Source organism: Bradyrhizobium diazoefficiens USDA 110, from assembly GCF_000011365.1.
Classification (GTDB): Bacteria; Pseudomonadota; Alphaproteobacteria; order Rhizobiales; family Xanthobacteraceae; genus Bradyrhizobium; species Bradyrhizobium diazoefficiens.
Genome location: NC_004463.1, coordinates 8,699,205 through 8,725,387, shown reverse-complemented (window position 1 = coordinate 8,725,387; position 26,183 = coordinate 8,699,205). Strand labels below are relative to the sequence as shown.

Genomic DNA, 26,183 nt, shown 5'->3' with positions numbered 1-26,183 from the left:
GTGAGGGCGGGCGTTCCTCTTCGAGCGGCTCGATGACAATGTCATGACGCAGCGATGACAGGGGATGAGGTGTGTTGGATCGCCGCACCGCAACGTGCATGTCACACAAGTGTCAAGCGTCGGCGTTAGCGGTGGGTCCCAGCTACTCTGGAGCCCTGCATGCTGGTGGTTGAAGGTCTGACGTGCCGCTTTGGCGCAAAAGCCGCGGTGGACGACGCTTCGTTTCAAATTTCCCCCGGCGGATTCGTCGGCGTGATCGGAAGATCCGGCGCGGGCAAGTCCACCCTGCTGCGGACCATCAACCGCCTGGTGACGCCGACGCAGGGCCGCATCCTGTTCGACGGCACCGACGTCACAGCGCTGCGCGGCAAGGAGCTGCGGCAGTGGCGGGCGCGCTCGGCGATGATCTTCCAGCAGTTCAACCTCGTCGGCCGGCTCGATGTTCTCACCAACGTCCTGATGGGGCGCCTCGCGACGATGCCGGCCTGGCGCTCGCTGTCGCAGACCTGGCCCGAACACGACAAGGCGCTGGCGATGTCCGCGCTCGAGCAGTTCGATATCGCCGCGCTCGCCGCGCAGCGCGCCGACCAGCTCTCCGGCGGCCAGCAGCAGCGCGTCGCGATCGCCCGCGCGCTGGTGCAGCAGCCCGACATCATTCTCGCCGACGAGCCGATCGCTTCGCTCGACCCGCGCAACACCAAGATCGTGATGGATGCGCTGCTGCGCATCAACAAGCATTTCGGCATCACCGTGCTCTGCAACCTGCATTCGCTCGACTTGGCGCGCAGCTATTGCGACCGCCTGATCGGCATGGCGCAGGGCCGTGTCGTGTTCGACGGCGCACCGTCTGCGCTGACCGATCACGTCGCGCGCGAGCTCTACGATCTCGAAGCCACCGACGTCATGGGCGGCTCGCCCGTGCCGGCGCCCGAGGGCATTCCGGCGCTTGGAACGGCGGCCGCCGCCTGAGCCGCATCGCTTCTGTCGTTGCCAGTTTTTGCGTCAACCGACCCCAACCGATGAAGAGGGTATCATGATCACTCGCAGACTAGTTCTTGCCGGCGCCGCCGCGCTCGCATTCACGACCTCGGCCTCCGCCGACGACTGGAAAGCCAAATATTCCGAGCTGACCTTCGCGGTCATTCCGGCGGAAAACGCCTCGGGCGTGACCGAGCGCTGGGCGCCGTTCATGAGCTATCTCTCCAAGGAATTGGGCGTGAAGGTCACGCTGCGTATCGCCAATGACTACGCCGCCGTCATCGAAGGCCAGCGCGCCGGCAATATCCATATCGCCAGCTACGGCTCGGCCTCGTTCGCCCGCGCCCGCCTGACCGGCGTCAAGACCGACGCGTTTGCCAACGACATCAACGCCGACGGCTCGACCGGCTACTATTCGGTGTTCTTCGTCAAGGCGAGCAGCCCCTACAAGAGCATCGACCAGCTCAAGGGCAAGAACCTCGGCCTCGTCGACCCGAACTCGACGTCCGGCAACAACGTGCCGCGCTTCGAGCTCGACAAGATGGGCATCGCGGACGCCGACACCTATTTCAGCAAGGTCGTCTTCACCGGCAGCCATGAGAACGCGATCCTGGCGCTGGCGCAGGGCACGGTCGATGTCGCGGCCAACCAGTGGACCAGCGACGACGATTCGACGCTGGCGCAGATGCTGACCAAGGGCATGCTGAAGAATGCCGACGGCTCGCCGATGAAGAAGGACGATTTCCGCATCATCCACAAGTCGGCGCCGATCATCAACGGTCCCTATGCCTACAACTCCGACCTGCCGGAAGAGGCGAAGGCGGCGATCGCGAAGGCGTTCTTCGACGCGCCGGCCAAGGACAAGGCGGCCTTCGATCGCCTCCAGGACGGCCAGAAGAAGGGTTTCCATCCCGCCACCACCAAGGACTGGGATGGCACGATCGAGCTGATCAAGTTCGTCGATGCACTGCGTAAGAAGAAGGCGTCCTGAGTTTCGGGACGAGCTACTCGAGCCGGGTCGATGGACCCGGCTCTTTCTCTTTGATCGGCCACTTTTCCTGAACAGATGACCCTCGCGGTTTCGATCCTGCCCGAGCAGCAACTGGCTGCGCTGAACACCGCTTACAATCAGGCGGTCGCGCGCAGGCGGCTCCGTCTCTTGCTCGGAATCGTGGTGTTCGCCGCCGCGCTGCTTCTCGCCGCGATCGGCGCCGAAGTGAACCTGCGCACCTTCTTCACCTATTTCGGCAACTTCGTCAGCTATTTCGATCGCATCCTCACGCTCGACAACGGCCAGCGGGTCTGGACCGATGTCGGCGAGTGGCTTTGGGGCTGGCGCAAATGGTTGAAGATGCTCGGTGAGACGCTGCTGATCAGCTATGTCGGCACGCTGACCGGTGCGACCCTCGCCTTTGTCCTGAACTTCTTCGCGGCGGAAAACACCTCGCCCGCGCCCTGGCTGCGCTTTACGGTGCGGCGTCTGCTCGAATTTGCACGCACCGTCCCGGGCATCGTCTTCGCGCTGATCTTCGTGATCGCCTTCGGGCTCGGGCCGATGGCTGGCGTGCTTGCGATCGCGATCCATTCCACCGGCGCGCTCGGAAAATTGTTCTCGGAGATCGTCGAGAACGCCGACATGAAGCCGGTCGAGGGTATCCGCTCGACCGGCGCGAGCTGGCTCTCCTGCATGCGCTTTGCCGTCGTGCCGCAGGTGACCGCGGGCTATGCCAGCTACGCGCTGCTGCGCTTCGAGATCAACGTTCGCGAAGCCTCGGTGATGGGCTTTGTCGGTGCCGGCGGCATCGGCCAGGAGCTCGTCGTCGCCATCCGCAAATTCTATTATTCGGACGTCAGCGCGATCCTGCTCACCATCATCATTACGGTCTTCATCATAGACATCACCACCGGCTGGCTGCGCGGCCGCCTGTTCGGCAAGGAGGCGCGGACGTGACGCGGCCGCAAGAGGTTGACACGCGAGAGCTTCGCGCGCGCTATCCTGACGTGTTCGACCGGCCTGCCTCGGCGCGGCTCGCAATGCCGGCGATGATCGTCGCGGCGTTCGCGGTCCTGGTGTACGGCCTCGTCGATCTCGACTTCTCGCCGTCGCGCTTCGTCGCAGGCCTCAGCCAGCTCGGCTGGATCAGCCTGATGATGATCCCCCCCGATCCCGGCTCCTCGCTGCCGATCTATCTGAAGGCGCTCGGCGAGACGCTGTCGATCGCTCTGCTCGGCACGACGCTCGCCGCATTGTTCGCGCTGCCGGTCAGCCTGCTCGCCGCCCGCAACGTGGTGCCGTCAAACATCCTGCGCTTCCCGATCCGCCGTTTCCTGGATTCGATCCGCGGCGTCGATACGCTGATCTGGGCGCTTGTTTGGATCAATGTCGTCGGCCTGGGCCCCTTCGCCGGCGTGCTCGCCATCGCCGTGTCCGATTTCGGCGCCTTCGGCAAGTTGTTCTCGGAGGCGATCGAGGGCGCCGACCAGAAGCAGGTCGAGGGCATCCGCGCCTCCGGCGGCAGCGCACTGCACGAGATCCGCTTTGGCCTGTTGCCACAGGTTCTGCCCGTGATCGCCGGCCAGGTGCTCTATTTCATCGAGTCCAACACCCGCTCGGCCACCATCATCGGCATCGTCGGCGCCGGCGGCATCGGCCTCCAGCTCGCCGAGCAGATCCGTGTGCTGGAATGGCAGAAGGTGTCGTTCCTGATCCTGATGATCCTGGTCGCGGTCGCCGCGATCGATTTCATCTCGGGCAAGCTCCGTTTCGCGATCATCGGCCGGCGCGCGGTGGCTTAGGTTGTTCGCCTCCCTTCGCCCCTTGTGGGGGGAGGGCGCACTCTCGATGCTGCGCGAGAAGTCTACTCCATCCCTGCGCGACGCAATCCTTCCAGATAATGCTCGCGGTCCTGCTCCAGCAGCATCGGCAGCTCGCTTGTGATCCAGGCGAGCGAGATGCCGGGCTGGGCGCGGCGCAAGCCTTCCAGCGCGGACGCGGCAAGGACCGGATCACCCAGCATGCCGGCGGCCGCCGTCAGCACGCGATGTGCGCCGACGAAATCGGCGCGCTGCCGCATCGATTCCCGCGCCATCTGCAAGCTTGCCTCGTAATTGCGGCCGATGAACTGGGCATAGGCGGCGACCCCGCAATAGATCGCCGCGAGCGGATCGCGCGGGCTCAGCCGCAGCGCGCGGCGCGCGGCGGCATCGCCGTCCTGCCATCGTCCCGCGTAGCACAGCGTCACGCCGTAGAAGGCGTGCGCCATCGCGAAATTCGGATTGAGCCTCAAGGTCAGCTCGAACTCCGCCAGCGCGTCGTCGAAGCGGCGGCGGAACAGGTAGGTGTAGGCGAGGCCGTGATGGGCCCAGGCGTCCTCGCGATCGGCCTCCACCGCCGCAAGCGCCGCGCGTTCGGCGACCGGCACGGTCGCGGCCATGTCGGCCCAGCCCATATGCGCGCCGAAGATATGGCTGGTCGCGAGCAGGCCCAGCGCCTTGCCATAGGCGGGATCGATCGCGACGGCCTTCTCGAGCAGCCCTTGCGCGGCCGCATTGTCCTCGCGGGTGATGCGCCAGTAATGCGACAATGCGCGCATGACGAGGTCCCAGGCATCCAGGCTGCCCGGCGGCTTCTGCCCGGCGCGAAAGCTCTCGGCCGTATAGAGCTGCGGCTCGATCGCGGCGACGATCGCCTCGGTGATGTCGTCCTGCACGGCGAAGATGTCGGCAAGCTCGCGGTCGTAGCGTTCGGCCCAGAGATGGCTGCCGGTCGAGACGTCGTTGAGCTGGGCCGAGATGCGCACGCGCTCGCCGCTCCGCCGCACGCTGCCTTCGACCACGTAGCGCACGCCGAGCTCGCGCGCGACCTCGTGCATGTGCACGGCGCGGCCCTTGTAGACGAAGGAGGAGTTGCGCGCGACGACGAAGAACCAGCGCAGCTTCGACAGCGCAGTGATGATGTCCTCGCTGATGCCGTCGGAGAAATAGTCCTGCTCGCGGTCACCGCTCATATTGGTGAAGGGCAGCACGGCGATGGCGGGCCGGTCGGGCAGCGCGAGTGTCGCCTGCGGCGCTGGTATCCACCGGCCGGGTTCCGGCGCGGCCGCGGCGAGCTTGGTCTCGACGTCGCCGACGAAACGAAAACCCTTGCGCGCGATGGTTCGGATCAGCGCCTGGCTCGCGCCGTTGTCGCCGACCGCCTTGCGTGCCGCATTGATCCGGCTGGTCAGGGTGGATTCGGAGACGCTGCGCCCGTGCCAGATCTTGTCGATCAGCTCGTCCTTGCTGACCACCCGGTCGCGGTTTTCCATGAGATGGACGACGAGGTCGAAAACCTGCGGTTCCACGGAAACGGGAACCTGCTCGCGGCTCAGCTCGCGCCGGTCGGTGTCGAGAAGGTGATCCCGGAACAGAAACTGCACGTCGAAAACTCAGACCTCACGACGACATCGGGGCAATGACAAAGCAAAACGGATTTCGACCTAAGTCTGTGAGTCCGCCGGGAGGCCGCTTGGTTCATTGCGATCTCAAGATGGCTGCCATGCCATTTGCGGGGAGGAGTGCAGCCTCGACTGGAATGTGGCGGCTGGAGTCGGATTGTCGCAGGCCACGTACTCAATCTGATATCGCCGACCGCGCTTCCCTTCACCCTGAGGTGGCCGCTTCTTCAGCGGCCCTCGAAGGGCGACGGCCCGCATCCCGGCCTGCCATCCTTCGAGGCTCTCCACGCGACGCGTCGCGTCGCATGGTTCGCACCTCCAGCGACAACCGCTTCGCGGTTGCGCGGGGATGACGGAGCCGATGGTTTGACGCGCGGCGGCGAGACTAATGCAAGACTCCGAATGTGTGATGACCCGGCATTGTCCATTGCCGAACGGCGCGGCCTGCGTAAGCTGCTTCCACACAAAACACCAACCATAAAGAAACGCCCATGCCCGCTCTCCACGCCTCGACCACCGTGCTCGACTCCATGCTGTTCCGCGACGCCTTCGGCACGCCTGAGATGCGCGAGGTGTTTTCCGATGTCGCGCTGGTTGCGCGCTATGCCGAGGTCGAGGTGGCGCTGGCGAAGGCGGAGGCCAAATGCGGCGTGATCCCGCAGGATGCCGCCGACCAGATCGCGGCGCGGACCGACGTTGCCGCGCTCGATTTCGACCTGCTCAGGCAGGAGACTGACATCGTCGGCTATCCGATCCTGCCCTTGGTGCACCAGATGGTGAAGCAATGCGGCGATGCCGGCCGTTACGTGCATTGGGGCGCGACCACGCAGGACATCATGGATACCGCCGTAGTGCTGCAATTGCGTGCCGCGCTCGAGATCGTCGAGCGCGACATCGCGGAGCTGCGAAAGATTCTCGCCGACCTCTCCAGGCGCCATCGCGATACGCCGATGGCGGGGCGCACTCATCTCCAGCAGGCGCTGCCGGTGACCTTCGGCTACAAGACCGCGATTTGGCTAGCGATGTTCGATCGCCACGCCGAGCGTCTGGCGCAATTGAAGCCGCGGGTCCTGGTGGGCGAGTTCGCCGGCGCCGCCGGCACGCTGGCCTCGCTCGGCGACAAGGGCTTTGAGGTGCAGGAGGCGCTGTGCGACGAGCTGAAGCTCGGCGTTCCCGCCTCGACCTGGCACGTCGCGCGCGACGGCTTTGCCGAGGCCGTGAACTTCCTCGCGCTCGTCACCGGCTCGCTCGGCAAGATCGCGCTCGACATCATGATCATGGCCTCGACCGAGTTCGCCGAGGTCTACGAGCCCTTCGTCAAGGGCCGTGGCGCCTCCTCGACCATGCCGCAGAAGCGCAACCCGATCTCCTCGGAACTGATGCTGGCGGCGTCCAAGGCGGTGCGCCAGCACGCGGGCCTGATGCTGGATGCGATGGTGCAGGATTTCGAGCGCGCCACCGGCCCCTGGCACGCCGAGTGGATGGCAATCCCCGAAAGCTTCGTGCTGGCCGCGGGGGCGCTGCACCAGGCGAGGTTCGCGCTCGCGGGCCTCATCGTCGACGAGGCGAAGATGAACGACAATCTCGCCATCAGCCGGGGCCTGATTGTGGCCGAAGCGGTCATGATGGGGCTCGCGCCCCAGATCGGGCGGCAGGAGGCGCATGACGTGGTCTATGACGCCTGCCGGCTCGCCAACGAGAAAGGTTTGACGCTGGCGGACGCGCTCTCGTCCGACTCGCGCGTCTCTGCCAGAATCGACCGCGCCACGATCGATGCGCTCACTTCACCGAAAAATTACCTCGGCCTTGCTCCCGCCATGGTCGACCGGGTGCTGAAATCGGCAACGCGTTGAAAACCAAGATGCGCGAAACTGCGTATCTTTCGTCGCCCCCAATACGCTCGTATACTTGTGTCTCGCGATGCTAGACTTAGATTGAGCGAGAGACTTTCGGCAGAGGACCCGGCATGACCGATCAACGCATCACCTCCACTCCCATCGATCCCGCGAAACTCGACCGGCTGGCCGAGGTGGCGGTGAAGGTGGGCCTGGGCTTGCGGCCGGGACAGGATCTGCTCCTGACGGCGCCGGCGATCGCGCTGCCGCTGGTGCGGCGGATCGCCGTTCATGCCTACAAGGCCGGCGCCGGTATCGTGACGCCGATCCTGTCGGACGAGGAGATGACGCTGGCGCGTTACCGCCACGGTCACGACAACAGTTTCGATCGCGCCGCCGGCTGGCTCTATGAGGGCATGGCCAAGGCATTCTCCGACAACACCGCGCGGCTCGCCATCGTCGGCGACAATCCGATGCTGCTGTCGGGCGAGGATCCGTCCAAGGTAGCGCGCGCCAGCAAGGCCAACTCGATGGCCTATCAGCCGGCACTGGAAAAGATCGTCAATTTCGACACCAACTGGAACATCATCGCCTATCCGAGCCCATCATGGGCCAAGCAGGTGTTCCCCAACGATCCCGAGGACGTTGCGATCGGCAAGCTCGCGGATGCGATCTTCGCGGCCTCCCGCGTCGATCGCGAGGACGCGATGGCCAATTGGGCGAGCCACAATGCGGTGCTGCGCGAGCGCACCAACTGGCTCAACGGCCAGCGTTTCCGCGCGTTGCAGTACTCAGGCCCGGGCACCGATCTCACCATCGGCCTTGCCGACGGCCATGAATGGGAAGGCGGCGCCTCCCTGTCCAAGAACGGTATCAGCTGCAACGCCAACATCCCGACCGAAGAGGTCTTCACCACGCCGCATTGCCGCCGCGTCTATGGTCATGTCGTGAGCTCGAAACCGCTGTCCTACCAGGGCACGCTGATCGACAACATCGCGGTGCGCTTCGAGGACGGCAGGATCGTCGACGCGAAGGCCTCGCGCGGCGCCGAGGTGCTGAACAAGGTGCTCGACACCGACGAGGGCGCGCGCCGTCTCGGCGAGGTGGCGCTGGTGCCGCATTCCTCGCCGATCTCGCAGAGCGGGCTGTTGTTCTACAACACGCTGTTCGACGAGAACGCGGCCTCGCACATCGCGCTCGGCCAGTGCTACTCGAAATGCTTCGTCAACGGCGCCCAGCTCACGCCGCAGCAGATCGCCGCGCAGGGCGGCAACCAGAGCCTGATCCATATCGACTGGATGATCGGCTCGGCCGAGACCGACATCGACGGCATCCTCGCCGACGGCAGCAAGGTGCCAGTGTTCCGCAAGGGCGAGTGGGCGAAGTAGTTTGCTTCACCTCTCCCCGCTGGGGAGGGGTGAACGTCCTCGCAACGGTCTCTCCTGCTCTCACGCCGCCGCGTTGCGCAGCATCGGGTTGTTGTCGATGCTGAAGCGGTTGAACAGTCGTCCGTTAAGAAGCCGGATTGATCGAGGCTGGCCGGGCGAGCGTGCGCCATAGCTGGGCCAGGAACAGGCACAAGAGATATCTCAGCCAGGCGAGGATGCGGCGGAAGTTGTGTCCGACGGCTGAGAGGACGACGTTGGCGGCATCGCCGGCGCGGCCTTTGAGGTAGCAGCGCCCGAGGTGGCCTTCCGCCTTCAGGTGTCCGATGATGGGCTCGATGGCGGAGCGGCGGCGCAGCTCGCGCTTGATGACACCGAAAACGCCGCGCTTCTGGCCGGAGATGAAGACGCGACGGGGATTTTGTGCGTCGTGGCCGCGGTATCCCTTGTCGACATAGGCCCGCTCGATCGGACAGCCGGTGAGTGTCTCGGTGCGGTCAATGACGTCCCGCAAGGTGTGACCGTCGTAGGGGTTGTCGGGCAGTGCGCTGGCGTGCAGCACGAACAGGCCACCGGGAGCCCGGCGGTTGTTGGTGACGATGGAGGCCTTCACGCCGAACTCGTAAGGCGCGCTGGCCTTGCCCTTGCCGATGCACTCCACTTCCGGGGCATGGAAGGAATAGAGCTTCCAGCCGCGCTGGCGCTGCTGCTGCGAGCGGATCTGCGTGGCCCGGCCGAGCGGGAGGGCGAACGCCTGCTCCAGTGCTGGCTGGCCTTCGATCTTGCGGCGGATGTCGCGGATGATCCGGCCCAGCCGGCTACGCAGGATACGCAACTGCCGCTGATGCCGCCTGAACTGTTTGGCATGGGCGTAGCGGCCGGCCATCATCGCGGCGGCCTTGGCGATGCGAGCATAGGATTGCCGCAGCCTGACGCCGTGCCTGATCGCCAGGCGGTTGAGCCCCTTGATGGCCGCATGCAGCAGCTTGGCATCGGTCGGAAAGGTGATGGCCTTCGGCTGCACCGTGGTGTCGACCGTAACCCGCTTGAGGTCCTGGCTGCGTAATGCACCGGCCTCGTGCGCTACCCGCAAGCTCTCGGCCAGCAGCAACTCCAGCTTGTCGCCAAGCCGCTTGCGCCAATGGCTCAGGTCCGAGCGCTCGTGCGGGAACGTGTGCTGAAAGAACTCTTCCCCGGTGAAGAACTGGAAGTATGGGTCATGGACCCAGCGCTCGCACACCTCCTCATCGGACAGCCCGTAAATGTGCTTGAGCAACAGCAGACCGATCATGAAGCGCGTCTCGATCCCGGGCCTGCCGTTCTCGCTGTAGAGCGGCGCGATCTCGCCGTCGATCCAGTCCCAATCGACCTTGCCGGCGAGCAGAACCAGCTCGTGCTTCATATTGATGATCTGGTCGAGCCGAGCCCGGAACAGATCGTTCGATCCCGTCGTCTTGTGCTTCTTCGGCCGCATCGTTCCCTCCGATGCAGACAAGGAATCATGCTTCCCGCTTCGAGGGAATCCACGAAAACCAAATCGCAAGGTTCTGACGCCCAAAGCATCAAAACCTTGCAATCTGGAAATGCCCCTTAGCCCAAATCGAGATTCCCGATCAGTGGCTTAGTCCTTCTTCACGGACGACTGAACAGCGTCGTGAACGGGCTGCCGTCGGTGGTCCGCACAATGGCGTCGGAAGCAGCCACCGCCTCGTAGAGCGCACCGACCGGATCGTCCGGCTCGGGCAGGTCGAGGCCCTTGCGGATTTGCTCGCGGGCCTCGTTGACCTCATCCTCGTCGTCGAGGGTCGCCTCCAGTGCATCCGCCGCGCGCCGCATTTCCGCGAGGTCGCCGCCCGCGGAGAATTTCAGAATGTCGAGCCAGTAGGGCCGGACGACGACGAGCTGGATGAAGGCCTCGAACGTACCAGCGATAATTCCTGCGCGGCCCTCCGATGAGACGTAGAGCACATTCTGCGACGGCAGCAGCACGAACGCGCCGCCGGAGCCGTCGCTGCCGACCTGCCGGGGGCCTTCGATGCCGTCGATGGTAAACCAGGACTCATCATCCGGCGTGAAGGAGATATCAAGGCTCCCGAGCCGGGCGACGACCTGGCTGTTGGCTGTCAGAACCTCGGGCGTGAGGGGCATCAGCACGGCTCCTTTCAGGTCACTTCGCGCATTTTGTCGCACCCCGGAAAAGATGGGTTCATGTGCGCGAATTTGCAGGGAAATCGCGGCGTTAGCTGCTTCGCACATGCAACTTGCGGCTGATTGTCGAGGCCTGCGTAAGAAAGAATTAAAAGCCGATCACTAGCGTTGTGTACATCATTGGAAACAATCCGGGCCCCGACCCGGCCAAAAACCTATTCTATCCCCTGGGGAAACAGATGTCGCGCGCATTGATTGAAATTAGTAGTTGCAATGTGGATCTCGAGCTGCGGCCGATCGAGCCGTCCTGGATCATCGAAGGCAATCCGGTGTCGCGCTCGCACATACTGTCCACCAGCGCGGACGGTACCGCCTCGACCATCATCTGGTCCTGCACCGAAGGGCGCTTCAACTGGTACTACGACATCGACGAGACGATCATGATCATGGAAGGATCGATCGTGCTCGAAAGCGACGGCATGCCGCCGAAGCGCTACGGTCCCGGCGACGTCATCTTCTTCCGCGACGGCGCGCATGCCAAATGGCATGTCGAAGGCCACGTCAAGAAAATCGCTTTCTGCCGCAAGACCAATCCGGTGATGATCGGTTTCCTGATCCGCGTCGTCAACAAGCTCAAGCGGATGTTCGTCTCCACCGGCGAGCGCCGTCCCGCCTCGCTGATGGGCGCCGGCTAGCGCACGCCCGGACCAAGACTTTTCGAGGACCTTCCCAGCGGCTACGACGGAAGAGGGGTCGGGACCAACATCCCGGCCCCTCTCTCGTCATGACGGCAAGTCGAGCCGGTAGATATCGGTCGCGGTCTGCGAGAACAGCGCCGTCTTCTCGGCCTCGCCCAGAGGCGCCGCGATGCGCTTGAAGGCGTTGAAGATCACCTGATAGCTGCACTGGCCCTTGTCCGGCGGGAAATTGCTCTCGAACATCGCGCGCCTTGCGCCGAACGCCTCGATGCAGGTCTCGATATAGGGCCGCCAGGCCGCGGCAAGCTCCTCGGAGGACGGTGGGCTCTCGCGCAGATGGAAATCGTAGCCCAGCAGGCACATCGCGAGGCCGCCGAGCTTCACCACCACGTTCTCGCATCTGGCGATCTCGCGGATCGAGGCGCGCCATTGCGGAAACACCTCCTCGCGCCGCCCGGCAAAGCGGCCGACGCCGGCCGGACCGCCGCAATGGTCGAGCACGATCCTGGTGTCGGGGAAGGCGCGCGCGAGCTCGATCAGCTCGCCGATCTGCGGATGGAACAGCCAGGCATCGAAGCTGAGGTTCAGCGGCGCCAGGCAGGCAAAGCCTTTGCGGAAGGTCGGATCCTGCAGCAGTCCTTTCGGCCGGTTCGCGTACATGCCCGCGACGACAGGATCTTGGTCCCAGGCGGAGGAATGCCGGATGCCGCGGAAACGGCCGTTGCCCGCCGCGATCTCGGCTTCCAGCACCGGCTTGGCGGCGTCGCCCAGCAGCAGGTTCACATGGCTGACGATGCCGGCGCAGATCGCGGCCGTGCCGTAAGCACCGCTTGCGCTCATTGCGGCGACACCGTTGGCGAACTCGACTTCGCCGACCGGCCGGAACGCCTCGGGCCCGTGTGCGCGATACATCGAGCGGCAGTCGACATAGACAGTGGCGACGATGTTGTGGCCGGAGCCGATATCCGCCGCCATCTCCTCGATCAGGTAGCGGTGCCCGCGATTCCACAGGTGATGATGGGGATCGACGATCGGCCGCGAGGGATCGATGATCTCCTCCTGATGCAGCGCGAGCCAGTCCTCGCGCGGCTCGACGAATAGCCCGCTCGTGTTGGCGGGTAGACCGCTTGCAGCCATCGGCGTTCGCTCCCTCTATGTTTTTTGTGGCGGGAGCCTAGCATCTCGTCCTTGCGCCCGGCAGCGCGCGTTGCTCAGAGCACCATAGCAACGGCGGAGGAGGTGCGCTCCCTCTCCCGCTTGCGGGGGAGGGTTGGGGTGGGGGTGTCTCCACAGAGAGATTCCCAGTGTGGAGAGAGCCCCCACCCGCGCCTTCGGCGCGACCTCCCCCGCAAGCGGGAGAGGTTGCAGCGAACCCGTGGCCCGATCGATTCAGTCAAAATCCATTCGACTTAACCCTTGCGTCGCCTCGCCCTCACATCGACCACAAGTCGCCAATCGGCTGCGGGAGCCGGCTTGACCTCGCCGAGCCAATGGAAGGAGTCGTCCGCGATCTCCGTAAAGCTCCAGCGGGTCAGGTCGCCCGCGTCGGTCTTGCCTTCCTGCACGATGTCATCGCCGCGCGGACGGCCGATCTGCTGACGGAACACGCTGCGGCCGGGATCGAACCAGGAGATCCGCCACGCATCGATGGTCGGATCGTAGACCCGCAGCGTCGTGCCGTACCAGTTGCCGGCGATCGGAAAGGCGGGGCTGCCGCTGGAACGGGGAATGATCCAGACGTCCTGGACGGCGCGGCCTTCCAGCACCCAGCCGAAATGGATTTCGCCGGGCGCGGTGTGTTTCGTTTCATCGGGGCCGCGGGCGGTGATCTCGGCATCCCAGTCGCCGACGAAGCGGCCGTAAAGCCGGAGCGCTGCCGCGTGCTCGGGGTTTGGTCCATCCGCGTGCAGCAGTCTCGCAAAGTCTGTCATGTCGATCTCCTGTTGCGGAGAGATCAGCACCAATGGGCGCCAGCAGGCTTGGAGAAAATTGCGCCTCAGACGCCGTCGAGGATGATCACCGTCGGCTTCGAGGGCAGCGCATCGCGCGACATGCGGAAGGAGCGCTCGAGGCGCCGGTCGATCTCGAACTGCTGGCCGATCCGGCGCATGAAATCGTCGAGCGGGGTGGCGAAGCGGTGCATCGGCAGCACCACGGAGGCGCGCAGCCGCTTGGTGATCTCGGAGATGCCGTCCAGCGACATGGTGTAGGTGCCGTCGATCGGCACCATCACGATGTCGAGCCGCCCGATCTGGGCGAAATGGCTGTCGTCGAGCTTGTGGTGAAGGTGGCCGAGATGGCCGATGCAGAGGCCGGCGACCTCGAAGATGAAGATCGAGTTGCCGTCGCGGATCATGTCGGTGCCGGCATCGTCGCCGAAGTAGCGGCGGATGTCGGTCGTGACGTTGCGGATGAAGGTGTCGCCGATGCGCTCCGACACGATGGCCGGCTTGCCGTCCTCGCCCCAGCCGTGCAGCACATGGGGAATGCGTTTGTCGGGGAATAAAGAGTAATGCGTGCTGTGCGCCCGGTTCATGGTGACGACGTCGGGCAACCGTCCGATCTGATAGGCGCCGCTATAGTCTGTGGCGATGCGCAAGCCGCCGGGCGTGTCGATGAAATAGGTGGAGTGGCCGACATAGGTGATCTCGACCTCGGCCGCGGCTGTCGCCTGCCGGAAGGCGACCGGGACGGCGCGGGGCGCGGTGTTGGCCATCGCCAGGCATTCGCTGCGCTGGGGCTGCTGCTGAGCGAGGGCAGGCGAGAGGAGCGCGCCGAACAGCGCCAGAGCGGCCGAAACAAGTCGCCACATATCCGTCCCCGATGACTTCAGGAGAAAGTCTAACGCGCAATGCAGCGCGGGGCCAATGGGCTTCGATCAACAGCGCGTCAGTATCGCAGCTGTCATCCGCGCCGCTTATTCGCGTCTTGGGCTGAATTTCCAGGTGATGGCGACGAGGCTCGCGGTGATCAGGCCGCTGACGAGGCCGGCGAGGGGGAGAGCGAGCAGCAGCGCAGCGGTGGCGGCCCAGCCGATCGAGGAGAAGGCCTCGGCAAAGGTCGCAAGCCGGGAAGAGGTCTGGCGACGGCGGAATTGGCTGCGCCGGGCCTGCACCCGGAACCAGAGCTGGATTGCGGTCGCGGAGGCCGCACTGATGATGATCGCACCGGCACTGACCGCAGCCTGGATCGGCGAGGCAAACGCCAGCGCCGCGACCAGCGGGCAGAAGATGACCGCGATCGCGATCAGCACCACCTCGATCTTGGCGCGGATGACGCTGGACGGCGTCAGCGGTGCGGTCGCGACGAGGTCGGGAGCGTCCTCGCCCGAGATCGTCAGCCAGGCCAGTCCGCCGGCAAGCTGTCCCGCCGCCATCACGATCACGGGTGTGATCAGCGTCAGTGCGGCAGAACTGTCGGCAAAGCTGCGCCAGAGCAGCAGCGCCGGCGGCACCAGATAGAGCAGCTGCATCAGGGTCTGCGAGATCAGCCAGGGATCGCGCCAGAGCAGCGAAAATTCCTTGCGCCGCAGCGCCTGCTGCCGCGATCCGCCGCGGAACGGGCGCTGCTTCGCGCTGCGGCGGCCGGATGTGCCGTATGCCGCGGCATCGATCGCGGTGTCGGCAAAGCGGCCCGAAAAGATCGCCATGACGCCGCCGAGCATCACCAGCCCGAGCGCGAGAAGCAGCAACAGCGCCTCGCTGTCGCCCAGGGCCGCCCGCGCCGGCCACCACCAGATGCTGTCGGCGTCGGGGGCGTGTTCGGCAAAGGTGCCGGAGGTCAGGATGGTGAAGCGCGACAGCGTGCCGTAGGACATGATCGCGGCGACCTGGAGCGCGATCACGAAGCCGGCGCCGATGATGGCGGCGAGGATCTGGGCCACGAAGCGCGTCCGCGCCGGACCGATCAAGCGGAACAGCAGGATGGTGACGGCAATCGCGATCGCCGCGGCTGACAGGCCCATCGCGACCACGACGCCGAACGCCGCAAGCCAGCGCGGTCCGCCGCCGATCACCAGCACGTCGATGAAGGGTGTCGAGAACAACAGCGCCAGCACCGTGACGGCGAGCGCGATCGCGGCAATGCGCACCGAGAACAGGTTGGCCAGCGTCGCCGGCGAGGACATGATCAGATCGAGATCGGCGCGGGCGTAGAACACTCGCGTCACCGATTCGATCGCCTGCGACAGCATCAAGGTCCAGGCCAGAAAGATCGTCGCTGTGATCACGATCAGCGAGGATTTGTCGAGCGGCAGTTGCAGGTCGGCGACGCGGCCGATCACGGCCCAGGCCGGCACGTGCAGGAGCGCTGCGAAGAGAAGCAGGCCGATGACGGCGACGCGCGTCCGCCTGCGCCGGCCGCCGGTCATCATGGCGAGCCATTCGCGCCAGGCGAGGCGGAGCTCGTGGCGGGCAAACCAGGACAGCGCGGTCGCCGAGCTCATGCGGCTTCCTGGAGCGTCACCAGCGCGATGAAGAGATCTTCCAGGCTGGTGTCGGCATGGCCGTTCTGCTGGCGCAGCTCGGTGAGCGTGCCTTCGGCGACCAGGCGGCCTGAGGCGATCACGCCGATGCGGTCGGCCATGCGCTCGGCAACCTCGAGGATGTGCGTGGTCATGATCACGGTGCAGCCGGTGCGGACGCGCTCGCTCAACAGCCCCTTCACATGGCGGGCGGACACGGCGTCCAGCCCTGTCAGCGGCTCGTCGAGAATGATGAGGCGGGGATCGTGCACCAGCGCGCCGGCCAGCGCCACCTTCTGCCGCATGCCCTTGGAAAAGCCCTCGCAGCGCTCGTGCCGGTGCGGCTCGAGCCCGAGCGAGCTGAGCAGCCCCTCGGCGACCGGTTCCGAGGCGGACGGCGCGATGCCCCACAGCCCGGCGACGAATTCGAGGTACTCCAGCGGCGTCAGCTTGTCGTAGATCATGGGCTCGTCGGAGACCCACGCCATCACCTGCTTGGCGGCGACCGGATTTTGGAGCGCATCGATGCCGAAGATCGAGACCGCGCCGGCGTCGGGCCGCAAGAGGCCCGCAACCATGCGCAAAGTGGTGGTCTTGCCAGCGCCGTTGGGGCCGACCAGGGCGTAGAATTCACCGGCGTGAACTGTGAGGTCGAGGCCGTCGACCGCCGGACGGTCAAAACGCTTCGTTAACCCTCGGACTTCGAGCGCCGAGCTGTCCGGCTTCATGACGGCCACACCATCCGGTTTTGCATCGCCCGCGACCATGACCCGAAGATGTTTCGGCGCGGTGAATCGCACTGCCGCAAATTCCGTCATCCGTCTTGGACTAAAGGCAAGTCACCGTTTGTTGACAGCGCTTGGCGGTTCAGGCTGAATTGGCACCGGGACAAATGGCGCTGACGCAGCGAAACGACTGCGTAGCGACTGGACACAAGATGCGACGAGGCGATCGAAGAACCGCCGGTTGCGTCAGGAGGAAGCGCGGCGATGCTGGATTTCGTTCAGCAGCTGGTCAGCGGTGTTGCGCTCGGCTGCGTCTACGGCCTGATCGCGCTCGGCTTCGTGCTGGTCTACAAGGCGACCGAGGTCGTCAACTTCGCCCAGGGCGACCTGATGATGCTGGGCGGCTTCTTCGCCTTCACCTTCATCGGCATGATGGGCCTGAACTACTGGATCGGCTTTGCCGGTGCGGTGGCCGCGATGGCGCTGTTCGGCATGCTGGCCGAACGCGTGGTGGTGCGGCCGATCCTCGGCTATCCGCAATTCTCCATCATCATGGCGACCATCGGGCTCGGCTACTTCCTGCGCTCGATCGCCGGCATGATCTGGGGCACCGATGATCTGAAGATCGAGACGCCGTTCAGCCAGGGCGTGCTGCGCATCGGCTCGCTGGTGCTCGCCTACGACAAGCTCTCGGTGATCGCGGCGACGATGATCCTGTGCACGCTGCTCTGGCTCTTCTTCAACAGGACCACGCTCGGCACCGCGATGCGCGCCAGTTCCGAGAACATGCTGGCGGCCTATTACATGGGCATCCCGGTCAAGCGCGTGGTGTCGATCGTCTGGGCGATCAGCGCGGCGGTCGCGACCTGCGCCGGCGTGCTGCTGGCGCCGATCACCTTCATTCACTCCAATGTCGGCCTCGTGCTCGGCCTCAAGGCATTCCCCGCCGCAGTCCTCGGCGGCTTCGGCTCGATCCCCGGCGCGGTGGTCGGCGGCGTCCTGATCGGCGTGATCGAGAGCATGGCCGGCTTCTATCTGGCCGAGGGCTGGAAGGACGTCGCGCCGTACGTCGTGCTGCTCGCCGTGCTGCTGCTCAAGCCCGAAGGCCTGTTCGGCCTTCACGTCCGCAAGAAGGTCTGAACGCCATGCGCTTCCTGTTCAAGACCGACTACGAAGACGACATCAAGCTGTTCCCGCATTCGGGCTATTTCGTCTCCTACGGCATCCTGCTCGCGCTGCTGCTGGTCGCGCCTTACGTGCTCTCCAGCTATCTGATGAGCCAGCTCGTCTTCGTCTGCATCTATGCAACCGTCGGCGTGGCGCTGCTGATCCTGACCGGCTTTACGGGGCAGGCCTCGCTCGGGCATGCCGCGTTCCTCGCGATCGGCGCCTACACGGCGGCCTATTTGCAGAAATACAACGTGCCGTTCCCGGTCTACTTCCTCGCCGCAGGCCTTCTGACCGGCATCATCGGCGCGATGGTCGGCTTTCCCGCGCTGCGGCTCCAGGGCATCTATCTCGTCATCGCCACCATCTCCTTTGCCCTGATCGTCGAGGAGATCCTGGCGCGCTGGGAGAGCGTCACCAACGGCAACGAGGGTATGCGGGTCAAGACGCTGTCGCTGCTCGGCGTCGCGGTGCCGCGCGACAGCCCGACCTTCTATTTCCTGTGTCTCGCCGTTCTGGTGCTGACCATCGTCGGCACGCTCAATCTGCTGCGCTCGCCGACGGGCCGCGCCTTCGTCGCGATCCGCGACAGCGAGACCGCGGCGCGCAGCATGGGCGTCAACGTCGCGCTCTACAAGGTGAAGTCCTTTGCGATCTCGGCGGCGATCACCGGCTTTGCCGGCGTGCTGTTCGCGCACAAGCTCTCGTTCATCTCGCCGGAGATGTTCACGCTCCAGCTCTCGATCGAGTTCATCATCGTGATCCTGATCGGCGGCAGCTTCAGCCTGCACGGTGCCGTGCTGGGCGCGATCTTCATCGTGATGATCGACCCGTTCCTGACCTATTTGAAGGACGACATGCCCGGCATCATCGCCGGCATTGCCGCCGCTTTCGGCGCCGGCACCCAAGGAGCGGCCAACGTCCAGTCCAAGGTCGCGGCCTTCGCCTCGCTCAACGGTCTGAAGGGCGCGATCTACGGCATCATCATCGTGCTGTTCGTGCTGTTCGAGCCGCTCGGGCTCTACGGCCGCTGGCTCAAGATCAAGCTCTTCTTCCAGCTCTTCCCGCTCTACAAGCGCGCCACCTTCAAGCGGCAGAAGATCTACGTGAAGTCGGAGCGCAACCGATGAGCTATTTTCGCGCCGAGAACCTGTCGCTGCATTTCGGAGGCCTCAAGGCCGTCGATGCGGTGTCGTTCGCGGTGGAGAAGGGCGAGATCCTCTCGATCATCGGGCCCAACGGCGCCGGCAAGAGCTCGATCTTCAACCTGATCTCGCGCATCTACCGGCCGACCTCGGGCCGCATCTTCTTCGAGGACCAGGACATCACCGAGCAGCCGCCTTACGATATCGCAAGACTAGGCATCGCCCGCACCTTCCAGAACATCGAACTGTTCGAGAACGCGACGGTGCTGTCCAACCTCCTGGTCGGGCGCCACCGCCATTCCACCACGCAGCTCTGGCAGGAGCTGCTGTTCCTGCCGAGCGTGCGCGCCAACGAGAAGCTGCATCGCCGCCGGGTCGAGCAGGTGATCGAGTTCCTCGATCTCGAGCCCTATCGCGACAAGCTGATCTCGGGCCTGCCCTACGGCGTGCGCAAGGTGATCGAGCTGGCGCGGGCGCTGTGCTCTGAGCCGAAGCTGATCCTGCTCGACGAGCCGTCCTCCGGCCTCAATGTCGAGGAGACCGACGACATGTCGTTCTGGATCCGCGACATGAAGAACGAGCTCGGCGTCACCGTGCTGATGGTCGAGCACGACATGTCGCTGGTCAACCGCGTCTCCGACCGCGTCATCGCGCTGAACTATGGCCGCGTGCTGGCGATGGGCTCGCCCGCCGAGGTGCAGCAGCACCCTGATGTCGTCGCCGCGTATCTGGGAGCCTGACGCGATGGATGCCGCGGCGACACCGGACATCATCCTGAAGCTTTCCAACATCGAGAGCTATTACGGGCCGATCATGGCGATCCGCGGCATCTCGCTGGAGGTGCCGCGCGGCCGCATCGTCACGCTGCTCGGGGCCAACGGCGCCGGCAAGACCACGGTGCTGAAGACCATCTCCGGCATTCTCGATCCGCAGAAGGGCGCGATCGAGTTCATGGGCAAGCCGATCCAGCGCATGGAGGCCGACCGGATCGTGCGGCTGGGCCTCAGCCACGTGCCGGAGGGGCGGGAGGTGTTCCCGTTCCTGTCCGTGCGCGAGAACCTGATGATGGGCGCCTATCCGCGCAAGGACCGTGGCGGCGTCGCGGAGGATCTGGAGCGCGTCTACGGCTATTTCCCGCGGCTGAAGGAGCGCATCGACCAGCCGGCCGGCCAGCTCTCCGGCGGCGAGCAGCAGATGCTCGCGATCGGCCGCGCGCTGATGAACCGGCCGACCCTGCTGCTGCTCGACGAGCCCTCGCTCGGCCTGTCGCCGCTGCTGGTGAAGGAGATCTTCACCATCATCCGCCGCGTCAACGAGGAGCAGGGCATGTCGATCCTGCTGGTCGAGCAGAACGCCAAGGTGGCGCTGGAAACGGCACATTACGGCTATGTGCTGGAGATCGGCCGTATCGTGATGAACGACACCTGCGACCGCTTGATGCATTCCCAGGACATCCAGGAATTCTACCTTGGCGCCAAGGAAGCGGGCGCTCGGGGCGAACGGCGCTGGAAAAAGAAGAAGACGTGGCGTTAAGGCAAGACTTGGCGTTAGATGGGTTGCCCGTCCGCAAGACATAGACCGCCGGCAAGGCAGGCAGCGGAGGGGAAGCGACAAGGAGGAGAGGCGCATGGCCCGACCGGCGGTGCTGACGGTCGCTGATACGATCGCGAAAAGCTTCTTGCGCGCCGCGGAAACGCGGGGCGACAGGCCGGCGATCCGCGAGAAGAAGTTCGGCATCTGGCAGCCGACGAGCTGGCGCGAGTGGCTGGAGATCTCGAAGGAGATCGCCTACGCGCTTCGCGCGATCGGCTTCATGCCCGGCGACGTCGCCTCCATCATCGCCAATGCCGTGCCGGAATGGGTCCATGCCGACATGGGCATCCTGTGCGCCGGCGGCGTCTCGTCCGGAATCTATCCGACCGATGCCTCGTCCCAGGTCCAGTATCTCGTCAACGATTCCGGCACGAAGGTGATCTTCGCCGAGGACGAGGAGCAGCTCGACAAGATCCTCACCTGCCGCACACGCTGCCCGTCCCTGCAAAGGATCGTCGTGTTCGACATGGAGGGCCTCAGCGGCTTCTCCGACGACATGGTGATGTCGCTCGACGAGTTTCGTGCGCTCGGGCGCAACCATATGGTCGGGCGCGAAGCACTGTGGCAGGAGATGATCGACAGCCGCGGCCCTGAAGATCTCGCGGTGCTCGTCTATACCTCCGGCACGACCGGCCCGCCCAAGGGCGCGATGCACGCCAACCGCAGCGTCACGCACCAGATGCGGCATGCCAACGACTTCATCCCGGCGCGGGAGAACGAAGACCGGCTGATCTTCCTGCCGCTCTGCCATGTCGCCGAGCGCATCGGCGGCTACTACATCTCGGTCGCGCTCGGCTCGGTGATGAATTTTGCCGAAAGCACGGAGACGGTGCCGGACAATCTGCGCGAGGTGCAGCCGACCATCTTCCTCGCGGTGCCGCGCATCTGGGAAAAATTCTATTCCGCCATTACCATCGCGCTGAAGGATGCGACGCCGCTCCAGCAATGGGTCTACCGCCGCGCCATCGGGATCGGCTACCGCATGGTCGATTGCCGGATCGAGGGCAGGGCGCCGCCGCTGTCGCTGCGCCTCGCTAACCAGCTCGCTTACCGGCTCGCCTTCCGCAACATCCGCCGCATGATCGGGCTCGATCGCTGCCGCATCGCCTTCACCGGCGCGGCGCCGATCGCGCCGGAGCTGATTCGCTGGTATCTCGCGCTCGGCATCGACATGCACGAGGTCTACGGCCAGACCGAGAATTGCGGCGTCGCCACCATGATGCCGGCGACGCGGATCAAGCTCGGCTCGGTCGGCACCGCCGTGTCCTGGGGCGAGGTCGCGCTGTCGCCCGACGGCGAGATCCTGATCAAGGGCGACTTCCTGTTCATGGGTTATCTGAACCAGCCGGAGAAGACGGCGGAGGCCATCGATCCGCGCGGCTGGCTGCACACCGGCGACGTCGGCACCATCGACAACGAGGGCTTCGTTCGCATCACCGACCGGATGAAGGACATCATCATCACCTCCGGCGGCAAGAACGTCACGCCGTCCGAGATCGAGAACCAGCTCAAATTCTCGCCCTACATCTCGGATGCGGTGGTGATCGGCGACAAGCGGCCGTACCTCACCTGCCTCGTCATGATCGATCAGGAGAACGTCGAGAAGTTCGCCCAGGACCACGACATCCCCTTCACCAATTATGCGAGCCTGTGCCGGGCGACGGAGATCCAGGACCTGATCTGGCGCGAGATCGAGCAGGTCAACGTCAATTTCGCCCGCGTCGAGACCATCAAGAGGTTTTTCCTGATCGAACGCCAGCTCACCCCGGAGGACGAGGAGCTGACGCCGACCATGAAGCTGAAGCGCAGCTTCGTGAACAAGCGCTACGCCGCCGAGATCGACGCCATGTATCGCGAACGTGCGGTGGCGTGAGGCGCGCGGCCGGAAGGCCGTGCGCAAGGAGACGCTGAAATCAGCGAAGGAGCGATGGCCAACCCTTCGCGCAACAAGGGCCAGGGAGAGGAGACGTCAATGTCGAAATCGTTCAGGGCGTTCGGCCTTGCGGTGAGCGCGGTGGTGCTCACGCATCTGCCGGCCGCAGCACAGACCAAGGTCACCAATGAAGGCATCTCGGCGACCGAGATCGTGATCGGCACCCATCAGGATCTGTCGGGGCCGATCAAGGGCTGGGGCGTGCCGGTCTCCAACGGCATGAAGATGGCGGTCGAGGAGGTCAACGCCGCCGGCGGCGTCAACGGCCGCAAGATCCGGCTGGTGGTCGAGGACAGCGGCTACGATCCGAAGAAGGCCGTGCTGGCGTCGCAAAAATTGATCGAGCGCGACAAGATCTTCGCGATGGTGGGACCAATGGGATCGCCGACCGTGCTCGCGGCGCAGGACATCCTGCTCGACGCCGGGGTGCTTCAGCTCTTCCCGCTGACGGCGGCGGAGTTCACCTTCAAGTTCGATCCGGCCAAGCCGCAGGAGCGGCTGAAGTTCAACAACCTCCTGCCCTATGTGGAGAGCACGCGCGCCGCGCTCAAATACATGATGGAGTGGAAGAGCTTCCAGAAGCCCTGCATCATGCACCAGGACGACGAGTACGGAAAGAACGTGCTTGACGGATTCAACCAGCAACTGGCTGTGATGAAGGTGCAGCCGGCCTCGATCACGAGCTACAAGCGCGGCGCCTCCGACTTCAGCGCCCAGGTCGCGAAGATGAAGTCCGACGGCTGCGACCTCGTCGTGCTCGGCGCGGTCCTGCGCGAGCCCATCGGCGCCATGACCGAGGCCAGGAAGCTCGGCTGGGACGTCACCTTCCTCGGTGCGACGCCCGTCAACGTGATGGAAGTGCCCATGCTCGGCAAGGAAGCAGTGGAAGGCCTCTATGCCGCGTCGGGCTTCGAGATCCCGTATGAGGACACCGCCAAGGGCAAGGTCCACGACTGGCTCGTCAACTACAAGAAGATGTTCAACACCGACGCCAACACGCAGGCGATCATCGGCTACAACGCGGTGATGACCTTCGCCTTCTATGCGCAGAAGGCGGGCAAGGACCTCACGGGACAGAAGATGCTGGACTCGCTCGAGTCGGGCGAGAAGTTCCTCGACATCTTCAACTCGCCCCCGACGAAGTTCTCCAAGACCGACCACCTCGCCAACACCATCACCCAGGTGCAGCAGGTCAAGGGCGGCCGCTGGGTGCTGGTGAAGGACAATCTGATGTTTTGATGCGTCTTCGCCTCTCCCCGCGTGCGGGGAGAGGCCGGAATTTGCGGGAGCAAATTCCGGGTGAGGGGGAGTCTCCGCGAGTCCATCTTTCACCGTCTTTGCGGAAGCTGCCCCTCACCCCAACCCTCTCAGCGCGAGCGGAGCTCGCCGCGGCCCCGCGAAGAGCGGGGAGAGGGAGAAGAAACACCTACGATCCGCCGCCCGCGGTCCCCGAATTCACCGGTGCCAGCTCGTCTTCACGGCAGCGCCAGCCGTCGCCGGCTTTGACGAAGGCGAAGGTGCGCTGGATCCTGAGGCGGCGCGTGACGTTGAAGGCGTCCGCGGAGCGCTCCTTGTTGCCGGCGGCTCCCGGCTGCGGACGACCCGTCCTGGCGTCCCAGCAGGTGCCGGTGCAGGTGGAGGCGACCTTGCTGCATGTGGCGAAGGGCGCCAGCACGACCATTTCGATCTCGCCCGTGACCTGCGCCTCCTGGTCGCTCACCTGGCTGTCGACGGCGTAGACGCGGTTGATGCGCAGGAAATTTCCGCAGGAATTGGCCGCGTGAATCCGCGCGGCGCAGAAGTCGACGGCGTCGGTGTCGGGCGAGCGGGCGGCGACCTGCCGGCCGAACACCTTTTTGGGATCGCCCTTGGCGGCGCGGATCTCGTCGATCTTGTGTGCGAGGTAATCGGCGAGGCAGCTCTCCGCCGATTCGAGCTCTTGCAGCGGCACGTTCTCCTTGCCGACCAGATTGCATCTGCGGTCACGCTCTCGCGTCCACCGGCCGTATTCAGCGAAGGCAAAGCGGGCCGCAGTCGGGTCCAGCTTGCCGATCAGCCCGAGCACCTGGCCATTGAGCTCCGTTTCGGCGAGCGCCAGCGAGGGCTCCGCGCAGATCAGTGCGCCCGCGGCCGTATTGGCGGCGAGACAGTCGAAATCGGGATCACGCAGGATCGTGGCGCGCTCCTCGGTCACCTTGAGGAGACACGCCTTCACCCGGTCGAAATCGTCGGCGCGGATCCGGGTCTGGCCGACGATGCCGCAGCCGAGATTGCGCTGGCGGCCCCAGATGGCGTTCTCCTCGATCGCCGGCAGGCGGTCGGGCAGGCGGGCGAGCCGCGCCTCGATCGCCGTGCCCAGCTTCTCGGCGGCGGCGGCAAGCTCGGCGTCACCGCAGATCAATTGATTGCCGGGGTCGCGAATCTGCTGGCAGTTGTTCCTGGCGAACAGCGGCAGCTTGTCGGCGATGGAGCGATCGGATGGGCCGGATTGCGCGAACACGGGTGCCGCGGGCGCCAGCAGCGCAAGCACAATCAGCCCGATGAACCGCATTCCAGTCGCCCCCGCCTTGCCGGAGGCATGCTAGCGCCCCGGATCGCGTGGTGGAATGAATTTGTGGGACGGCGCTTTGCGTCGACCCGCTGGCTCCATCCGGGTTGCAAGCTAGCTCAGTGCGCCTCGGCCGTGGCCATCGACAACCGCACCGGCTCGTCGACATATTTCAGCACGGCCGACTGGTACAGCACGAACAGCGGCTGGTAGCCCCGCGAGTCGTCGTCCTCGACCATCGCCATGCGGCGGTTGTCCAGCATCAGCCAGTGTCCGTCGAGCTTTGCCGCGGCAACCGCATGCTCCTCGCCGGCGCGGATGTCGCGCACCACGACGACGCGGAGGTCCTCGGTGGCAACGCCGGCGAGCCGCAGCGCGGCCAGCTTGGCGATGGCATAGTCTTCGCAGTCGCCGGCGCCGCGCTGGAAGGTCGCAAGCGGCGAGCTCCAGACGTCGTCGGCGCCGTCATTGGCGGCGCGGATGGCGAGGTTGATGGCGCGATTGGTCTCGCCCAGCCGGGCGCGGCCGTCGCGGGCGCGGGCCTGGTCGACGATGGCGAGCAACTTGAGTGCCGCAGGCGATGCGCAATTGTCGCGGTCGCCGTCGCACAGCGCGAGCTGCACCATGTCGTCGTCGAGCCTGGATTTCAGCGCGGACCATTTCTGCTGGAGGCTGCCGGACGAGATGGCAAAGGCGAACACGCCGAACGGTTCGGCGGATTTGCGCACGAGGACGCCGGCGCCCGGCGACAGCAGCGTGCCGGCGCGGAGCTCTGCGGCCGATCCGAGCAGAACCAATCCGCACAGGACAAGGATTGCGCGCCAGGCGCGCGAGCGAGCAGCGGTCTCCATCTGACATCCCCTTCCGGCTTCGCCAGGTCCCCCTCGACCTGTACGTGCCGGGCTTTGTTGCTTTCGCGGAGATAGTGCGAGACGGGCCGTTTTGTTCTGCTTAACGCGCCCGGCAGGGGCCCCAAAACCGTGGGACAGGCTGAAACGGCTCTGCCCAAATTGCGTAAAATTTTACGAATCGGGGGCTAGGAGGTGTCCGGTCGCCGCGAAATGGAAACAATTGCAGGCAGAAGTTGCAGGTAGGCTGATTCTGTCGCCTATGGCTAACGACCCGCTATT

23 protein-coding genes are annotated in these 26,183 nt (G+C 65.0%); 13 read left to right on the top strand and 10 right to left on the bottom strand.

Going from position 1 to position 26,183, the window contains the following annotated elements:
• Positions 1 to 159 precede the first annotated feature (159 nt).
• The 4 genes from phnC (at position 160) to phnE (BJA_RS40335) (ending at position 3,774) form a co-directional block, all read left to right on the top strand.
• Complete coding sequence (gene phnC / locus BJA_RS40350; RefSeq protein ID WP_011090670.1) at positions 160 to 969, top strand: phosphonate ABC transporter ATP-binding protein; 810 nt, start codon at positions 160 to 162, stop codon at positions 967 to 969.
• Positions 970 to 1,033: 64 nt separating this feature from the next.
• Positions 1,034 to 1,969, top strand: a complete 936-nt coding sequence (gene phnD / locus BJA_RS40345) for a phosphonate ABC transporter substrate-binding protein (protein ID WP_011090669.1) — start codon at positions 1,034 to 1,036, stop codon at positions 1,967 to 1,969.
• 75 nt (positions 1,970 to 2,044) lie between these two features.
• Entirely contained in the window at positions 2,045 to 2,929 is an 885-nt protein-coding gene (phnE, locus tag BJA_RS40340; protein ID WP_011090668.1) for a phosphonate ABC transporter, permease protein PhnE, read from the top strand.
• Positions 2,926 to 3,774 carry a phosphonate ABC transporter, permease protein PhnE gene (phnE, locus tag BJA_RS40335; protein ID WP_011090667.1) on the top strand — a complete coding sequence of 283 codons (849 nt, stop codon included), beginning with the start codon at positions 2,926 to 2,928 and terminating at the stop codon, positions 3,772 to 3,774. The genes phnE (BJA_RS40340) and phnE (BJA_RS40335) overlap by 4 nt, the downstream gene beginning before the upstream one ends.
• A 62-nt stretch (positions 3,775 to 3,836) precedes the next feature.
• Here the strand turns inward: phnE (BJA_RS40335) and BJA_RS40330 are convergent, their stop codons facing one another.
• Positions 3,837 to 5,396, bottom strand: coding sequence for a winged helix-turn-helix domain-containing tetratricopeptide repeat protein (locus tag BJA_RS40330; RefSeq protein ID WP_038966114.1), 1,560 nt, complete (start codon positions 5,394 to 5,396; stop codon positions 3,837 to 3,839).
• A gap of 509 nt (positions 5,397 to 5,905) precedes the next feature.
• Here BJA_RS40330 and pcaB point away from each other — a divergent pair.
• A complete protein-coding gene (gene pcaB / locus BJA_RS40325) occupies positions 5,906 to 7,267 on the top strand; it encodes a 3-carboxy-cis,cis-muconate cycloisomerase (RefSeq protein WP_011090665.1) in 1,362 nt (453 codons plus the stop codon).
• Between the two features lie 113 nt (positions 7,268 to 7,380).
• Entirely contained in the window at positions 7,381 to 8,637 is a 1,257-nt protein-coding gene (locus tag BJA_RS40320; protein WP_011090664.1) for an aminopeptidase, read from the top strand.
• 124 nt (positions 8,638 to 8,761) lie between these two features.
• On the opposite strand, the gene BJA_RS40315 is transcribed toward BJA_RS40320, so the two are convergent.
• Both BJA_RS40315 and BJA_RS40310 read right to left on the bottom strand, forming a co-directional pair.
• Positions 8,762 to 10,108: an IS5-like element ISBj5_B family transposase gene (locus BJA_RS40315; protein ID WP_011084757.1), complete on the bottom strand. Its 1,347-nt coding sequence runs from the start codon at positions 10,106 to 10,108 to the stop codon at positions 8,762 to 8,764.
• Between the two features lie 158 nt (positions 10,109 to 10,266).
• Positions 10,267 to 10,890 (bottom strand): hypothetical protein, encoded by a 624-nt coding sequence (locus BJA_RS40310; protein WP_011090663.1) that lies wholly within the window; start codon positions 10,888 to 10,890, stop codon positions 10,267 to 10,269.
• A gap of 131 nt (positions 10,891 to 11,021) precedes the next feature.
• On the opposite strand from BJA_RS40310, the gene BJA_RS40305 reads away from it, so the two are divergent.
• Positions 11,022 to 11,477, top strand: coding sequence for a cupin domain-containing protein (locus BJA_RS40305; RefSeq protein ID WP_038966115.1), 456 nt, complete (start codon positions 11,022 to 11,024; stop codon positions 11,475 to 11,477).
• Positions 11,478 to 11,564: 87 nt separating this feature from the next.
• On the opposite strand, the gene BJA_RS40300 is transcribed toward BJA_RS40305, so the two are convergent.
• The 5 genes from BJA_RS40300 to BJA_RS40280 all read right to left on the bottom strand — a co-directional run bounded on the left by BJA_RS40300 (position 11,565) and on the right by BJA_RS40280 (position 16,670).
• Complete coding sequence (locus BJA_RS40300) at positions 11,565 to 12,617, bottom strand: amidohydrolase family protein (RefSeq protein ID WP_011090661.1); 1,053 nt, start codon at positions 12,615 to 12,617, stop codon at positions 11,565 to 11,567.
• Between the two features lie 272 nt (positions 12,618 to 12,889).
• A complete protein-coding gene (locus tag BJA_RS40295) occupies positions 12,890 to 13,411 on the bottom strand; it encodes a hypothetical protein (protein ID WP_038966118.1) in 522 nt (173 codons plus the stop codon).
• A gap of 65 nt (positions 13,412 to 13,476) precedes the next feature.
• On the bottom strand, positions 13,477 to 14,292 hold the full coding sequence (locus BJA_RS40290; protein ID WP_011090659.1) for an MBL fold metallo-hydrolase: 816 nt from the start codon (positions 14,290 to 14,292) through the stop codon (positions 13,477 to 13,479).
• A 105-nt stretch (positions 14,293 to 14,397) separates the two neighbouring features.
• The gene (locus tag BJA_RS40285) at positions 14,398 to 15,924 is read right to left on the bottom strand and encodes a hypothetical protein (RefSeq protein ID WP_011090658.1); all 1,527 of its coding nucleotides are present in this window, start codon (positions 15,922 to 15,924) and stop codon (positions 14,398 to 14,400) included.
• Positions 15,921 to 16,670, bottom strand: a complete 750-nt coding sequence (locus BJA_RS40280) for an ABC transporter ATP-binding protein (protein WP_028173716.1) — start codon at positions 16,668 to 16,670, stop codon at positions 15,921 to 15,923. The genes BJA_RS40285 and BJA_RS40280 overlap by 4 nt, the downstream gene beginning before the upstream one ends.
• A 261-nt stretch (positions 16,671 to 16,931) precedes the next feature.
• On the opposite strand from BJA_RS40280, the gene BJA_RS40275 reads away from it, so the two are divergent.
• The 6 genes from BJA_RS40275 to BJA_RS40250 all read left to right on the top strand — a co-directional run bounded on the left by BJA_RS40275 (position 16,932) and on the right by BJA_RS40250 (position 23,744).
• Positions 16,932 to 17,807, top strand: coding sequence for a branched-chain amino acid ABC transporter permease (locus BJA_RS40275; protein ID WP_011090656.1), 876 nt, complete (start codon positions 16,932 to 16,934; stop codon positions 17,805 to 17,807).
• A 5-nt stretch (positions 17,808 to 17,812) separates the two neighbouring features.
• Positions 17,813 to 18,964 (top strand): branched-chain amino acid ABC transporter permease, encoded by a 1,152-nt coding sequence (locus BJA_RS40270; protein ID WP_011090655.1) that lies wholly within the window; start codon positions 17,813 to 17,815, stop codon positions 18,962 to 18,964.
• Positions 18,961 to 19,719 (top strand): ABC transporter ATP-binding protein, encoded by a 759-nt coding sequence (locus BJA_RS40265; RefSeq protein WP_011090654.1) that lies wholly within the window; start codon positions 18,961 to 18,963, stop codon positions 19,717 to 19,719. The genes BJA_RS40270 and BJA_RS40265 overlap by 4 nt, the downstream gene beginning before the upstream one ends.
• Before the next feature lie 4 nt (positions 19,720 to 19,723).
• A complete protein-coding gene (locus tag BJA_RS40260) occupies positions 19,724 to 20,512 on the top strand; it encodes an ABC transporter ATP-binding protein (RefSeq protein WP_011090653.1) in 789 nt (262 codons plus the stop codon).
• A 94-nt stretch (positions 20,513 to 20,606) separates the two neighbouring features.
• Positions 20,607 to 22,445, top strand: coding sequence for an AMP-dependent synthetase/ligase (locus BJA_RS40255; protein ID WP_011090652.1), 1,839 nt, complete (start codon positions 20,607 to 20,609; stop codon positions 22,443 to 22,445).
• 99 nt (positions 22,446 to 22,544) lie between these two features.
• Positions 22,545 to 23,744: an ABC transporter substrate-binding protein gene (locus tag BJA_RS40250; protein WP_038966119.1), complete on the top strand. Its 1,200-nt coding sequence runs from the start codon at positions 22,545 to 22,547 to the stop codon at positions 23,742 to 23,744.
• A gap of 187 nt (positions 23,745 to 23,931) precedes the next feature.
• On the opposite strand, the gene BJA_RS40245 is transcribed toward BJA_RS40250, so the two are convergent.
• Together BJA_RS40245 and BJA_RS40240 are read right to left on the bottom strand one after the other, a co-directional pair.
• Positions 23,932 to 25,056, bottom strand: coding sequence for a lysozyme inhibitor LprI family protein (locus BJA_RS40245; protein ID WP_011090650.1), 1,125 nt, complete (start codon positions 25,054 to 25,056; stop codon positions 23,932 to 23,934).
• Positions 25,057 to 25,172: 116 nt separating this feature from the next.
• Positions 25,173 to 25,904, bottom strand: coding sequence for a transglutaminase-like cysteine peptidase (locus BJA_RS40240; protein WP_011090649.1), 732 nt, complete (start codon positions 25,902 to 25,904; stop codon positions 25,173 to 25,175).
• Positions 25,905 to 26,183: the final 279 nt, after the last annotated feature.